Genomic DNA, 17,746 nt, shown 5'->3' with positions numbered 1-17,746 from the left:
GCGAAATAACGTCCTCAAAGGATACACCCCCAAATATCACCTTAATTATTTTAGTAAATAATCTATAAGAAAGTACCTTTTGTTTCAAGAATCTAGCAATAATCGTTTCCCAATCATTAACCCATATAATAAAAATAACAAGATAATATGTATTAATTAAACAACATTAATAAATTTATTGTAAGAAAAATACTTGGCCTCGACACAATAAAAAAACAGCCCCTTACGGAGCTGTTGATATTCGAGTCTATCAAATTGGTTTAGAATTTACTCCTAATACCTAAAGTACCATTTAGTTGTGTAAACTTACTATTACCATAGTTATAATTCACATTACCATATACCGATACTTCATCATTGATCTTGTACTCAACGCTTGGTGTAATCGATAACCAACCTTTCCTTTCTTTTGCAATACCTTTACCTGAACGATGGAAGTTTTTAGCAAAGTTCTTTAAACGCCCCTCTGCTTCAAACTCTTCATAGTCAAAGTTCTTCGTATATGCTATGTCTAGGTTAGTATTTAACTTCGGCGAACGACTACTAAATTGAACACCTAACGTACCTAATTTATTTGTGCGTTTTTGTTCATTAAATTCCATCGCCGTAGAACTATTACCCTCTTCTTCATATCCCTTAACCTTGAATTTAGTCACACTACCTTCAATGTAAGGGGTGGCATACCAAGTCGTAGAACATTCATCGCAACCTAATTCCGATATTTGCACGTCATATCCCACGGAAGCACCAAACCCTGATACCTTACCCTTCGTTGCGCCTTTCTCCGTTCTAATGTGTTTTAGAAACTGCATCGAACGTTTGATATCAGACATTTGCTCCCAACCCGTATAAACTTGCCCATTTGCCCACAAACCACTCGCATCTTTATATTGCATAAATGCCGTCAATGCTTGTGCACTGTCTTTATACTTCAATTGATTACTTGGATGTTTATCTCCATACATCAACGATAATGAGGCTCCTACATCTAAACCTTCAGAGGCTCTGTACGCAAACCCTGCTCCTATACCTTGGGTCGATAAATTCCTTGAACTTAATGATCGACTGTTCTTATCTATCCCCGTTAATATACTTGCAAACGTTCTAAACTCACCTACTTCTCTTGTATCAAACCTCATATACTTCATCTCATTCTTCATGAAGTTATTACGTACACTCTCGTTTACCTCCGAAACTCTAGATAAACCAGATACATAACCCGGTGCATTGAAGATACTCAACAAGTATTCCGCTATGATTTGATTCATTTGTGGGCTTGGGTGATGCCAGTCAGTATACATATACACTTGTCCATCATCTCCATGATAATAATCATCCCCCGCATCACATATCGTAGACTCTTTACCTAAGCTACATTGTGCTACTAGAATGTTAGTAAAACCATAGGTATATGGATCGTTTTGTACTTCTTCATATAAGCGGTAAATATCAGCATAAACTATATTACCATTCACATCCATTAAACGTTCTTGTAAATCTCTATTCCAACGAAGCACCAAGTTACGTTGTAATTGTGATGGAATCACTATCACCCAACGCCATAACTCTTTCGGAATCAATGGCATAAAGTGGTTATACATCCTTGCATAGTTATCTATAACATATTCATCTGCATTACCAACCGGTGTACCCACCAAATTGTTATTGTTTCGTAAATAACTATCCATTGCACCCAATACCCAATTACCCGGATTTAAGAACTCCAATGGTGTACCATCCATGAACATACCCAACGAACCTACGGTAGCACCAACTATTGCTGCTCCGGAGAATGGTGATAAACCCGGATCCGGTAACCCTAACATAAAGATATTTTTTGCACCTTTATCTGCCAGTAACTGAGCATAACCTCCTAAAACTTTTGGCTTGTTATCTAAATAACCACCTGCCGAAGTTAAGATTTTATCCCAGTTCCATGGCATTGCCGCTTGCATAATATCTCCGGTCATATCATTACCACCTCCCCACAATACAAACACGTCTTTAGAGTTGGCAATTTGTTTATTATCTTGTAGGTAGTATTCTATTTGCTGTGACATCTTAGAACGCATAACCGCTATCGGATCTCCTAATAACTGTAATACACTCGAAGCCCATTTAACCAATGCCCCTGAAACCGCATAATTAGTACCATTTTGACTTCTTGGTGCATTAAACTTTCCAGTCAAGTAAATCCCTAAATAACTATTATAGAAACTAAATGGATTACCATCTGCCATATAAATACCACCACGTCCTGCCGAACCGGTATCTGACAATGAATCACCAAACGTCACTACATTCCTAAATTCAAAGTCTTTCTTAGTCTCAGTAAAGTCATAACCCGGTATGTAGTAACTCGCTCTATTCGCTTTCTTATTACCAACCCCAGAGAACTTAGATGACATTGCAGGGCCTGCTACTATCGCCGATGGTGCACTTGGTAACGCCGAAGACAAATTAGACCAAGAAGATGGATTACTAATACTTGATGGAATCGAAGTACTAAGTGGATTAGATGACAATGACACCGGATTACTAATCGAACTTGATAATGGATTGCTTGAAATACTCAATGGTCCACTTGATGGCCACAACAATGGATTACTTGAGGAACTGATCGGATTGCTGAACGGTGCCAAACTTGGATTACTAAACAATGATAGCAATGGATTAAATAATGGTGCACTACTTGGATTGCTTGACGATGATAGTAATGGGTTAGATAACGGTGCACTACTCGGATTCAAACTTGGATTACTACTTGAAGCCAAAGGATTACTACTTGGTAATTGGCTCGAAGGATTAGTTAATGATGAAATCAATGGATTACTAAACGGCGCTAAACTTGGATTACTAATCGGTGCACTACTTGGATTGCTAAATGGCGCCAAACTTGGATTACTAATCGGTGCACTACTTGGATTACTAGACGGTGCACTGATCGGATTAATACTTGGATTACTAATCGATGCACTACTTGGATTACTACTAGGTAATGACCATGTAGATGGTGCCCCACTGCTCGGATTACTAATCGGTGCAAGTGAAGGATTACTCAATGGTGCACTCAATGGGTTACTCAATGGCATACTACTTGGATTACTCAATGGTGCCATTGATGGATTAGACAATGGTGCACTACTTGGGTTCAAGCTCGGGTTACTAATTGACGCCGTGCTTGGATTGGTACTCGGTGTCATTAAAGATGGATTCACTGACCCTGATGTCAACGGATTAAATGACGGCGCTAAACTTGGATTACTAGATGGCGCACTACTTGGATTACTCAATGGTGCACTGCTTGGATTACTCAACCATGAAAGTGCAGGATTACTAAACGGTGCACTACTTGGATTCAAGCTTGGATTACTAATTGACGCCGTACTTGGATTACTACTTGGATTCATACTAGATGGATTAGTAGATAATGAGCTTGGCGGTGATACACTAGGTGCGACACTTGGGTTACTAAACCATGATAATAACGGATTAGATATTGGTGCCAAACTTGGATTACTAAATGGTGCCAAACTTGGATTACTAAATGGCGCACTACTTGGATTAGAACTAGGATTACTACTCGGTGCTGATGACGGATTACTTGCCAAAGGCGCTGATAACGAAGATCCCAAACTGAATAATGATAGGCCAGATAAATAACTAGGTAATCCAGAACTAATCGGTCCAATTATACTTGATAGTGGAAATGTTGATAAAGCTGTTAGTGGGTTTGATATTGACAATAAAGGTAAAGATAGACCAGACGAAATCGATGACGGAACTACAGACGATGGAACAACCAAAGAGGAAGGTACCGACCAGCTAATATTTAGGATGGATAGACTAGAAGAAATATTACCCAAAGATCCAGTTACCGATGAGCTTGCCCAGCTAGGGATCAATGATACCAAACCACTGAAAGATGATGGGAATGCAGACAGAGATGGTAATAACAACAAAGAACTAAAATTACTCAAAGATGATAATGAGTAAGACACAGAAGTACTTCCCAAAAGAGATAATGTTATTGAATTTCCCACTGATGAAGAAATACTAGTGACTGATGAAGAGATTCCAAGCAAAGAAGTTGGGATCGAACCTGAAACAACAGGAACCAAACTAATACTAGAACCCATAGTAGCGAATGGTACGCTTAATAATGCAGTTGGGATACTCAATATACCAGAAGACAATGAAAACAAACCAGTGGATGATGAAAGGGCTGGGAAAGCTACCATCACCGAAGATAAAACACCTCCCAATGCAGTTAACGAAAATGGTATAAACGATGCTGATCCTATACTAAATAAAACTGTCAACGATGAAGCCAATACCCCTCCGGTCACACTAGAAATAGCAATCGGACCAAATGTCACACCCGATGATGTCCCGATAGGTACCGCACTCAACGACGCACCTATATTTGAAACATATCCCAATGACAATCCTGATACAGTAACATAAAGTCCTACCAATCCAGAAGTTGGTAAGGTACTAGATGAACTTAACAAGCCTAAAGGAACCCCTGAAAAAGATGTCATTAGAGTCGTTAGGCTGGTCATCAAAGATGCTGAAGGTGCCGTCATGGAAGAACCATTAGAAAATGGATTCCAAGATGATGGAATTGATGAAAGAGAAAAAATACCTTCTAAAACAGACTCTGCAGAATACACGCTCACAGACCATGATGATGGAAATGCCACCGGAAAAGATGCACTACCAAGCATATATACAGGCCAGATTAAACCTGAAGAAGATACAATAGGAGCAGTTAATATAAAGAAAATAGATCCATAAGTAGACAAATAATAAACACCTACGGCTCCAGCAACAGCTGCACCCATAGATAGGCTTCCTGGAATGGATCCTGCAGATGTCAGCCATGATGATGGTAAGAAAGAGCTCAACAATGAAATTGAGCCACTAGTCGCAATTGATAAGCCCGGAAGAACTGCAAGACTAGATGGAATTTCTGATGCAGAAGCAGAAGATGAAGAAGGCAAAAATGTACCTGAGGAAACCAGTCCAGAAACAACAGATGAGGCACCAGATATACCTCCTGTTAAACTAACTGTTCCACTTGATAAAGAATTTAAAAAACTAATGCTAGATAACAAAGTCGTTAATACATTTAAAGAAGTCAATGACACCAAAGAAGTACTCAATAAACTTCCCAGAGAAGATTCTACTAATGTACTCAAAGGAAAGCTCAAAGAGCTAGGAACAATAGAAGATACTCCCAAACTAGATGATGTAACACCTACTATATTCAATACACTATTTAACACAGAGCTAGTGCTTGATAAAATATAATTAACAGCAGAGCTTGAACCTAACGGTACTGAAGACACACTAGGAAATAAACTCACACTCACAGATGCAGGTATTGAACTTAAGCCAAATATTGAAGTTGCACTTCCTAAAGCTGATGAAAACACTGGTAACAATGGGCTTATCGAACTCAAGAAAGCGGAACTGAAAGATAAACTACCAAGACTTGGCAATGAAAATGTGGATGACACTAGGAAAGTTGATATCAATGAAGAAGGGATAGCAGATAGCCCCCCTAATAATGCGGAACTCGAAGATATGGTACTAGCCGTAGAACTTGCTATAAATCCCGTAAGTGACGGTAACACACTGGACAACATACCTAAACTACTAGGCGCAAGTATAGAAAAACTACCACTAGTGACTGGATTAGAGGACACTAATGGAAGTAACGAAGACTCCAATGGCGCCAATAAAGATGAACTAGATGATAATGGCACACTAATGCTAGATATAGCCGTACTTATCGAAGATGACAAAGGTGCCAAAAATGAACCAGAACTCGAACTAAAAAGAGAAGATCCATCTCCTGTAAGAATAGCCGAAATCCATACTACCCCGCCAATAGTCATATAAACAAAATACCAAATCCAAGGCATTGATGAAAAACCTAATGATAAACCACCTGCAATTGGAAACCACGCTGAAGCAATAATAAGTGAGGTAGAACCTACTATTCCTATTGATGTTGCTGCCCAACCAGATAAAGATAACGGGAGACCTGAGGATAAAAAGGGCACACTTGAAAGTGACAAAGAAGAACCTACCGGCGCAAATATAGGTGCTGAACTCAAAGAAGGAACAGAGCCTGATAAAAATGGAACTGATAAAACTGATGACAAACCACCAAGAAAAGTAGAAATACCACCACCCCAAATGGAAGGCGCTGTCGAAATAACTGGAGCCATTGACAGTGCTATTGCAGGAACTACGATAAACCCACCTGATATAGCGCCAAATACAAACACAAAAGATCCTATCAAAGGATACGAAGATGATGTAATATTAGTAGCTATACTTGCTCCCGCAGAAGTGGCAAACGAAGAAGATAAAAATGACCCCGTATAAGATAAAACTAAACTAGACACCTGCCCTAATGCTGATGACAAGAGCATTGGAACGCCACCAAAACTTAATCCAGATAATAATGTTGGTAGTGAGATCAACCCTAACAATGAAACCGGCACACTAGAAGACATAAATAATGGTATAGAACTACCACCAACAGATAAAGAACTACTAAAAATTAAAGGCGCTATCAATGAAGAACCTGAACTTAATCCAACAGCAGGGAAACCTAAACTTCCTGATAGTAATCCTAAAGTTAATAAAGATGAAGCACTAAACAATAGTGAAGGTGTCAATGACAATACAGCAACAGAGGGAATTGAACTTAATGCCGCAGACATCCAAGAACCACTTACAGTACTTAAATAAACTGATGGCATGAAAACCCCACTTAAGGCAGTACTAACAGATGGGAACAATAATGAAATGGTAGGTAATGCACTTAAACTTGAAGGTATACCAAGAGACACCGATAACAAAGGACCACCAGAAGAAGACAACATCGGAACCAAAGAAGGAACACCCAAACCTAAAGATTTGGACGATAGCCCAGATAATGCTACTGGAAGTCCTGATGATCCACTCGGTAATGAAAAAGGCAATGAACTTAAACCTGGCAAGGAAGAACTAGCCCAGAATGGTCCCCAGATTGGTAGTGTTGCCAATAAAAATAAACTTGATAATAATGACCCCACAGGACCTGATGATGACATTACCACAGGAGCTGCTAATGACGTTAAAAATGGTAATAATGCAGTTGATGAGGAACTTAACGACGAATAAAGAGGACCTGAAGTCACTGACTGTGATGGATCCATTGATAAGCTAAATGGTGGTACAGAAGATAATAATGATATTGGTAAAAACGAAGGTCCCGATAAAGAGCTGCTCAATGGTATACTCAAACTTGCTAATAATGTTCCAGATGAAATTAAGGGAAACAAACTCGGCGCTACTAGTGAGGAGCCCAGAGGACTCAATAATGAATACAATGGTGCCGATACAGAATACCACCCCAACGATGACAAAGATTTAGAAGGATCCATCGATAAGCTAGATGGCGGTATTGATGATAAAGGCGCCACCGATAAAGCTAATGGTGCTGAAGATATACTTAACCCAGAATTTGTCAAAGATTGCAAACCAGATCCTAACGAAAGGCTTGGTAAAGCACTCGGTGCTGAAGAGCTAGAAAGCACTGGTAAAGAAGAACTCAACAATGGCAACCCAACTGCAGATGAGCTTGGTGACAATGATGAGGGTCCCAATATAGATAAAGATGACGATGGCACACTTAAAGGCGCTGACGACAATGAATATAAAGGAATCATCGAGATATTTAAGGGAGCTATCGATAAACTATATGGTAATAAAGAAGGCGCAACTATCGATGAATTCAATGGAGCTAAAGAAATGGTCAACATGTACGAAGGTAAAATTGTTGATGGGAATAGCAATGGCCCACTAACTGACAAAGAGCTTGAAAATGGCATTGATGGTAATGATGAAGAAGTTAATGATGGTGCCAACAATGACATCAAAGATGTACCTGATGATGATGAGGGGCCAGCCAATGGCACTGTTGATAAACTAAACAATGGTAAAGATGATGATGTTAATGGTGTTAAAAGCGAATTGGAAGGACCAGAGGATGGTTGTGAAGGATTTAAAAAACCAGAAGTCGAAGAAGTGACCAATGGCGTTATTGAAGACAATAACGGCTCAACTGACAATGAAGCACTCAAATTAAAAGGCGCCAATGAAGATAATAATGGCGCAAATAGTGGTGCCAAAGAAGCATTAGAAGACATCACAGATGGTACTATCATTGATAGATAAGCAGAAGGTGCCAACGAAACTGTGGCAGGACCCAAACTTAGAGGCCCTGTTAGAGAAAGAGGAACTGAATTCGAAACAGGTGATGCCACAAAATCAGCTGGATTATAAGTAAAATTGGTTTCTCTCTTATTCACATCATCAATCTGATTTGAATATTCAATTTTAGGATCATATCTAGTGTCACTACCTATGCCCAAAGCCAAATCTGCTGCGGCTAATAATAAATTTAAGTACAGAGGATAATAAGTTTGTTGACAAGTCTCTTCATCCTCCACGCATGCTAATTCTTCACTCACCTCCAGTTCAGGTTCAACAGCCTGTGGCACAAATACCGGGTTCTCTTCTATTACCGGTTCACTAGCATGGGCAACCCGATATTGCACTCCATCCGCATTCGTCAAGGAAACAGCACCAAATAATGAGACCAACGATAAAACTAGTTGCTTCTGTCTAATTTTCATATGTTTTCACCCTCTTCTTTAGAATTATATTGAAATCATAAAATTAACTATGTCTTAACTACTTACGTCTTAACTATTGTGATCAATTCTACTATGCGAAATAACGTCCTCAAAGGATACACCCCCAAATATCACCTTAATTATTTTAGTAAATAATCTATAAGAAAGTACCTTTTGTTTCAAGAATCTAGCAATAATCGTTTCCCAATCATTAACCCATATAATAAAAATAACAAGATAATATGTATTAATTAAACAACATTAATAAATTTATTGTAAGAAAAATACTTGGCCTCGACACAATAAAAAAACAGCCCCTTACGGAGCTGTTGATATTCGAGTCTATCAAATTGGTTTAGAATTTACTCCTAATACCTAAAGTACCATTTAGTTGTGTAAACTTACTATTACCATAGTTATAATTCACATTACCATATACCGATACTTCATCATTGATCTTGTACTCAACGCTTGGTGTAATCGATAACCAACCTTTCCTTTCTTTTGCAATACCTTTACCTGAACGATGGAAGTTTTTAGCAAAGTTCTTTAAACGCCCCTCTGCTTCAAACTCTTCATAGTCAAAGTTCTTCGTATATGCTATGTCTAGGTTAGTATTTAACTTCGGCGAACGACTACTAAATTGAACACCTAACGTACCTAATTTATTTGTGCGTTTTTGTTCATTAAATTCCATCGCCGTAGAACTATTACCCTCTTCTTCATATCCCTTAACCTTGAATTTAGTCACACTACCTTCAATGTAAGGGGTGGCATACCAAGTCGTAGAACATTCATCGCAACCTAATTCCGATATTTGCACGTCATATCCCACGGAAGCACCAAACCCTGATACCTTACCCTTCGTTGCGCCTTTCTCCGTTCTAATGTGTTTTAGAAACTGCATCGAACGTTTGATATCAGACATTTGCTCCCAACCCGTATAAACTTGCCCATTTGCCCACAAACCACTCGCATCTTTATATTGCATAAATGCCGTCAATGCTTGTGCACTGTCTTTATACTTCAATTGATTACTTGGATGTTTATCTCCATACATCAACGATAATGAGGCTCCTACATCTAAACCTTCAGAGGCTCTGTACGCAAACCCTGCTCCTATACCTTGGGTCGATAAATTCCTTGAACTTAATGATCGACTGTTCTTATCTATCCCCGTTAATATACTTGCAAACGTTCTAAACTCACCTACTTCTCTTGTATCAAACCTCATATACTTCATCTCATTCTTCATGAAGTTATTACGTACACTCTCGTTTACCTCCGAAACTCTAGATAAACCAGATACATAACCCGGTGCATTGAAGATACTCAACAAGTATTCCGCTATGATTTGATTCATTTGTGGGCTTGGGTGATGCCAGTCAGTATACATATACACTTGTCCATCATCTCCATGATAATAATCATCCCCCGCATCACATATCGTAGACTCTTTACCTAAGCTACATTGTGCTACTAGAATGTTAGTAAAACCATAGGTATATGGATCGTTTTGTACTTCTTCATATAAGCGGTAAATATCAGCATAAACTATATTACCATTCACATCCATTAAACGTTCTTGTAAATCTCTATTCCAACGAAGCACCAAGTTACGTTGTAATTGTGATGGAATCACTATCACCCAACGCCATAACTCTTTCGGAATCAATGGCATAAAGTGGTTATACATCCTTGCATAGTTATCTATAACATATTCATCTGCATTACCAACCGGTGTACCCACCAAATTGTTATTGTTTCGTAAATAACTATCCATTGCACCCAATACCCAATTACCCGGATTTAAGAACTCCAATGGTGTACCATCCATGAACATACCCAACGAACCTACGGTAGCACCAACTATTGCTGCTCCGGAGAATGGTGATAAACCCGGATCCGGTAACCCTAACATAAAGATATTTTTTGCACCTTTATCTGCCAGTAACTGAGCATAACCTCCTAAAACTTTTGGCTTGTTATCTAAATAACCACCTGCCGAAGTTAAGATTTTATCCCAGTTCCATGGCATTGCCGCTTGCATAATATCTCCGGTCATATCATTACCACCTCCCCACAATACAAACACGTCTTTAGAGTTGGCAATTTGTTTATTATCTTGTAGGTAGTATTCTATTTGCTGTGACATCTTAGAACGCATAACCGCTATCGGATCTCCTAATAACTGTAATACACTCGAAGCCCATTTAACCAATGCCCCTGAAACCGCATAATTAGTACCATTTTGACTTCTTGGTGCATTAAACTTTCCAGTCAAGTAAATCCCTAAATAACTATTATAGAAACTAAATGGATTACCATCTGCCATATAAATACCACCACGTCCTGCCGAACCGGTATCTGACAATGAATCACCAAACGTCACTACATTCCTAAATTCAAAGTCTTTCTTAGTCTCAGTAAAGTCATAACCCGGTATGTAGTAACTCGCTCTATTCGCTTTCTTATTACCAACCCCAGAGAACTTAGATGACATTGCAGGGCCTGCTACTATCGCCGATGGTGCACTTGGTAACGCCGAAGACAAATTAGACCAAGAAGATGGATTACTAATACTTGATGGAATCGAAGTACTAAGTGGATTAGATGACAATGACACCGGATTACTAATCGAACTTGATAATGGATTGCTTGAAATACTCAATGGTCCACTTGATGGCCACAGCAATGGATTACTTGAGGAACTGATCGGATTGCTAATTGATGCAGATAATGGGTTACTCAATGGTGCAGATAACGGATTACTCAATGGCAAACTAATTGGATTACTTAACGATGACAGTAATGGGTTAGATAATGGTGCACTACTCGGATTACTGCTTGGATTACTACTTGAAGCCAAAGGATTACTACTTGGTAATTGGCTTGAAGGATTAGTTAATGATGAAATCAATGGATTACTAAACGGCGCTAAACTTGGATTACTAATCGGTGCACTACTTGGATTGCTAAATGGCGCCAAACTTGGATTACTAATCGGTGCACTACTTGGATTACTAGACGGTGCACTGATCGGATTAATGCTTGGATTACTAATCGGTGCACTACTTGGATTACTACTAGGTAATGACCATGTAGATGGTGCGCCACTACTCGGATTACTAATCGGTGCAAGTGAAGGATTACTCAATGGTGCACTCAATGGGTTACTCAATGGCATACTACTTGGATTACTCAATGGTGCCATTGATGGATTAGACAATGGTGCACTACTTGGGTTCAAGCTCGGGTTACTAATTGACGCCGTGCTTGGATTGGTACTCGGTGTCATTAAAGATGGATTCACTGACCCCGATGTCAACGGATTGAATGACGGCGCTAAACTTGGATTACTAGATGGCGCACTACTTGGATTACTCAATGGTGCACTGCTTGGATTACTCAACCATGAAAGTGCAGGATTACTAAACGGTGCACTACTTGGATTCAAGCTTGGATTACTAATTGACGCCGTACTTGGATTACTACTTGGATTCATACTAGATGGATTAGTAGATAATGAGCTTGGCGGTGATACACTAGGTGCGACACTTGGGTTACTAAACCATGATAATAACGGATTAGATATTGGTGCCAAACTTGGATTACTAAATGGTGCCAAACTTGGATTACTAAATGGCGCACTACTTGGATTACTTGAAGGATTAGAGCTAGGTGCAAATGAAGGATTAGAACTTGATGGCGCACCTGATAATGATCCCAAACTAGTAGATGAGATTCCTGACAAATAACTCGGCACACCCAAGCTAATAGGTGCCAATATACTATTAATTGATGCCGAAATTGGATTAGATGAAAACAGTGAACTTATTCCTACTGAAGAAGATGGAATATATGATGGTGAGCTCACAATACTTGATAATGAAGAAGGGATAGTCGAGATCGCTATATTCAATGATGGCAGTAGCAAAGAAAATGTTCCCAATAAAGAAGTCAATGAGCTAGCTAACGCAGGCGTTAAAACTGAAGAAGTACTCGATAAAATAAAAGGCATTGCCAACGAACTTGGAATTGAAGATGCTCCAAATAATAGAGAACTTACTACCCCACTGGATAGTGAGTAAACTAATCCAACTGAAGATAAAGATCCTAATGAAATAGATGATACTACACTAGAACTCATCAACGATAACAATGATGTTATTGAAGGAACTGATGATAACAAACTTACAGGTGCCGATGAAAGCAATAGACTACCAGTGATAAACGATGGGACAAGCAACAATGTTGATGGAATACTTGTATTTAATGAAGCAATAGACGACAACACACCCATTAAACCACTCGATGGGAGTGAAGCTAATGAAGATGAAGGTATCATACCCAATAACACAGATGTTCCAGGCAACAAAGATACAAACCCCAATGATGAGAAGAAAGTTACAATAGCCCCAAGACCAAATGTTGCGGCACTGGCTAAAGTAATACTTGCCGAAGTACCCGGTAATGAAGCCCCTATAACAGACCAAAATGATGGCACAAAAACAGAAAGTGGGCCAAGTGCACCTGAACTAAGGTGACCAAACAACGACCAAGAGGTCCAGAGAGAACCAGAAGACGAACCAACTGATGTAGGAATACCAGATGAAGATAAATTCATACCCATCCATGAAACAGTAAACAAGCCAGTCAATGAAGAAAGCGCTGCCGTACTAGCCACTGCAGAAGGCAAGAAACTAACTGAAGTATTCAAGAATGGAATACTTGAACTTGGTAAACTAGACATTGAGCCAGGCAAAGCTACTGACGAAACAACCGCCATCATGAAACCCGTAAACATCGATGATAGTGAAGGTGGAAATGAACTTACCAGACCTAAACCAGAAGAAATTGGTGCAGAAGCGGCAAATGAAAAAATAGCTGGTACTGTCCCTAAAATACCAGAAGGTATAAATGAGAAGTTATAAAGCAAGATCACACTTAATGCAGATGGAATACCAGTAAATGAGCTAGCAACAGCCCAAGTACTGTCAGTAGCCCACAAACCAACGGATCCTAATGCCAAAGAAAGATATCCAGATGATGCTGGTACAGCACTTGATATCGATAAAGGTATACTAGAAGATACAATAAATGGTAATGAGCTTACCCCGGAAGAAGCCAATGGTAATGATGAAATAACGGTTGAAGCACTAGAAATCAAGCTAGTTCCTAAACCAGAAGTCAAAGAACCATAAATCATAGATGGTGCTGATACTGCAGAAATTTGACTAATGGCAGAAAGCAAAGATACCTCAGATGCGAAAGTACTAGAAGAAATCGGTAGTGAGCTCAACCCCAATAAACTATCAAGAGAAACTACCGATGAAACTGGCAAAGAGGTACTAAGGGCAGTCGATGGCACTAATATCACTGAAGCTATTGACCCTGAAACACTTGCAGGCACTAAACCTGACACAGTTGACGATCCTGACAATGATGATGCTGTAAAATTTGAACTAGATGATATCAATGGAACAAAAGATGATGGTACTGGTGATATCATCTCTGTTACACCAACACTCAAACTACTAGGTACTGCCCACAGAGTACCAAAAGAAGAGCTAACCAAAGATCCTGCTAATCCTACTCCAGATGAAGGACCAACAGCTAAGGATCCAGAACCAGCACTTAGAGCTCCAAGTAAATGAAGTGCTAAAGATGAGATCGGCAAACTAGAAACTGCAATACTTGCCCATACACCTGAAATTAAACTCGATGAGCCTATTGATGAACTTACGGAAATATTAGGTAAGCTAACTAATACTAAACTTGCCGATGGAATAATCGATGATGGGAATGTGGTGGACAATGAACTACCTAAAAATGACATTGGTATAGAAGTTATATTATTACTTGATGACAATGGGATTCCCAAAGGTGCCAGTGATAACAAAACAGCTGATGAAAGATAAGGTGCTACTATTGAACTAGATGCATAAAACGTACTAGGTACTGATGAAAATGAAGCAATACTTGGTATTGAAGTCGATGATATTAAAGATGGGACATTTGACAAAAACATTGTGCTATACAATGGCATTGTCCAAGAAACATAGGATGACCAAATAAACGATGGCGCAATAGTAAATCCCCATAAGAAAGGCCCTAAAACAGGAATGGGCAATGAACTAATAGAAACCGGTACTAATGAAGAAAATACTGGACCACCAAAAATAGCAGCAGATAGCGTAAAGAAACTACCCGATGATAAAAGAGGAGGAGAAACAGCAGAGGAAGAAGGGCCTACCAAAGATAATCCTGGAGATATTACAGAAGAAGGAATACTGCCTGCTAAAAGAGGTACTGAGGCAAAAGCACTCATTAACCCAAAAATAGAAGACAAAGGCCCTATAAATCCAGGAATAAACGCAAAAGAAGCTTCTGGTATAAATGATAGTGATAAACCTGGCCCCATCCAAGCTGATTGTGTTGACCAACCCAGCCATAACATGAAGTATGAACCAAAAAAACTAAGTGCTGGTATTGAAGATGATGACAATGTGGAATAACTAATAACCGTAGAACCAGTTACTTGGCTGGATAAGAAGAATGGGATCACACCATATGAACCACTAAAAATACTCACATAAGTACCCACCAATGAAGTAATACTCAATGGCAAGCCCATAAAACTTAAAAATGAAGGTAAAAATGATACCATAGAAGGTGTTGATAACAGCGATCCCGAACTAGACGAAAATCCAAATAATGTTGTTGATGACAAACTAGCTGGTAACGTCAAGATAACAGAACTTGTCAGAGAAATGCTTTGAGCTGAACCTGCCAATGCTAATCCACCAACAGGGACACTCAAAGCACTCGAAATTGTTCCAGAAGAATATACTGATGATCCAGTAAAAGATGAGGATAATCCCAATGAAGGGCCACCGCTAGAAGCCAATCCTGAAAAAAGAGAAGCTGAAATCATGGGCAAAGATGAAGTAGCAATACTTGAACTTCCAAGAGAGCTATAAGCAGGAAAAGCTGAAAGTGACCCTGATAAAGATGGTAATAAACTTCCTAGTGAAATACTCAATGGCCCCAAACTCGACGCTGGAAATGAACTACCTATTTGACTAGATGGCAATAGTGACGATTGGGATAAAGCTAATGATTTTAAAAGCACTCCAGAAATATAAAAAGGAATACTCGAAGATACAGTTGGTGAAGACAATACTGTCAATGGCAAAGATGATAAACCAGAAGGAAGTGCTGATGAAAGGTATAAAGGAGCTAAAGACAAGGATAAACTACTAGAAAGCAAAGAACCAACCGGTGCAGATAGTGACAATACTAATGGAGAACCTGAAGATACGGTGAAAGGATATGAAGCAGAAGAACTGCTTGCTATGGAAAAATACAAAGGTCCTGATGTTAACGATTTCGATGGATCCATTGATAAGCTAAATGGTGGAATCAATGATGATGGTGCCGACAATACTGCAGAAGGCAATGAGATCAATTCCAATAATGAAGTACCTGAACTTGTTAAAGAAGAACCTAAACTTTGCAAAGACAATAAACTAGGAGCCACTGATGAAGAGTCAGATGGTAATGATGAGGAATAAACAGGTACCAAAGATAATGAACTAGGAATTGAAGTAATTGATTTAGAAGGATCCATTGATAAACTGAATGGTGGAATCGATGACAATGGTGCTAATGATAAATCCACAGGTGCTGAGACAAGACTCAATCCAGAGGTTGTTAAAGCTTGTAAACTCGATCCCAGTGAAAAAGATGGTACCGCCAAAGGAATAGCAGATGAAGACAAGAATGGCAATGATGAGCTTAATAAAGGTAACCCAACAGACGATGATATCGGTGACAAAGAAGATGGGCCTAAACTCGATAAGGAGGATGATGGTAAAATCGATGGTGCTGAAATCGAATACCATAATGGAATTGATGAACTTGCCAATGGCATCCCAGAACTGCTTAAAGGCAAAATCGATGGTAATATTAATGATGAATTCAATGGGGAAGAAGCTGTTAATGAAATATAAAATGGCAAAATCAAAGAGGGGCCAGTACTTGATAAACTACTTGATAATGGCATCAATGGAACTGATGAAGATGTCAATATGAATTTACCCAAAGAACCCAACGATGATAAAGGTAATGCTAAAGACGAACCTAGAGGCGTCAAAAAGGGTGCTGACGAAGATGCTAGACTATTCAAGGGACCTGATAATGGTTGAGAGGAGTTTGACTGACCTGATGTTAATAAAGACAAAGGAATTGTCAATGATGATAATAAAGGTTCAACAGATAACGAAGAACTTAATTCAAAGGGAGCCAATGAAGATAAGACTGGTGATGCCAATGGCACTAGTGATGCATTTGTTGAAGATGCCAAAGGGCCACTAATTGGCAATAACGAACTTGCTGTCGATAAAGTAAACGGTAATTGACTCAATACACTTGGTGTAGTACTCATTGACTGTAACGATAAAGATGCTGATAGCGGTGATGCCGCAGAATCAGCTGGATTATAAGTAAAATTGGTTTCACTCTTATTCACATCATCAATCTGATTTGAATATTCAATTTTAGGATCATATCTAGTGTCACTACCTATGCCCAAAGCCAAATCTGCTGCGGCTAATAATAAATTTAAGTACAGAGGATAATAAGTTTGTTGACAAGTCTCTTCATCCTCCACGCATGCTAATTCTTCACTCACCTCCAGTTCAGGTTCAACAGCCTGTGGCACAAATACCGGGTTCTCTTCTATTACCGGTTCACTAGCATGGGCAACCCGATATTGCACTCCATCCGCATTCGTCAAGGAAACAGCACCAAATAATGAGACCAACGATAAAACTAGTTGCTTCTGTCTAATTTTCATATGTTTTCACCCTCTTCTTTAGAATTATATTGAAATCATAAAATTAACTATATCTTAACTATTACAATCATTTCTTATGAAATAATGTCCTCAATAGAGGGCACTGTAAATAGAAGGTACTATAAATATCAACTTGATTCTGTTAGTAAATACTCTAACTAAAAGTACCATTTGTTTAAAGAAG

General features: G+C 39.0%; 2 protein-coding genes. Both read right to left on the bottom strand.

From position 1 onward, the window contains the following. Nucleotides 1-260: 260 nt before the first annotated feature. On the bottom strand, nt 261-8,702 hold the full coding sequence (locus GKC53_06435) for an autotransporter domain-containing protein (protein QRN41722.1): 8,442 nt from the start codon (nt 8,700-8,702) through the stop codon (nt 261-263). 355 nt (nt 8,703-9,057) lie between these two features. Next, a complete protein-coding gene (locus tag GKC53_06430) occupies nt 9,058-17,562 on the bottom strand; it encodes an autotransporter domain-containing protein (protein ID QRN41721.1) in 8,505 nt (2,834 codons plus the stop codon). Nucleotides 17,563-17,746 lie beyond the last annotated feature (184 nt).

It is taken from the genome of Neisseriaceae bacterium, from assembly GCA_016864895.1.
In the GTDB taxonomy this organism is placed as follows: Bacteria; Pseudomonadota; Gammaproteobacteria; order Burkholderiales; family Neisseriaceae; genus QFNR01.
Note: the sequence above shows the minus strand (reverse complement) of the source record. Positions and strands in the feature narration are given on the sequence as shown.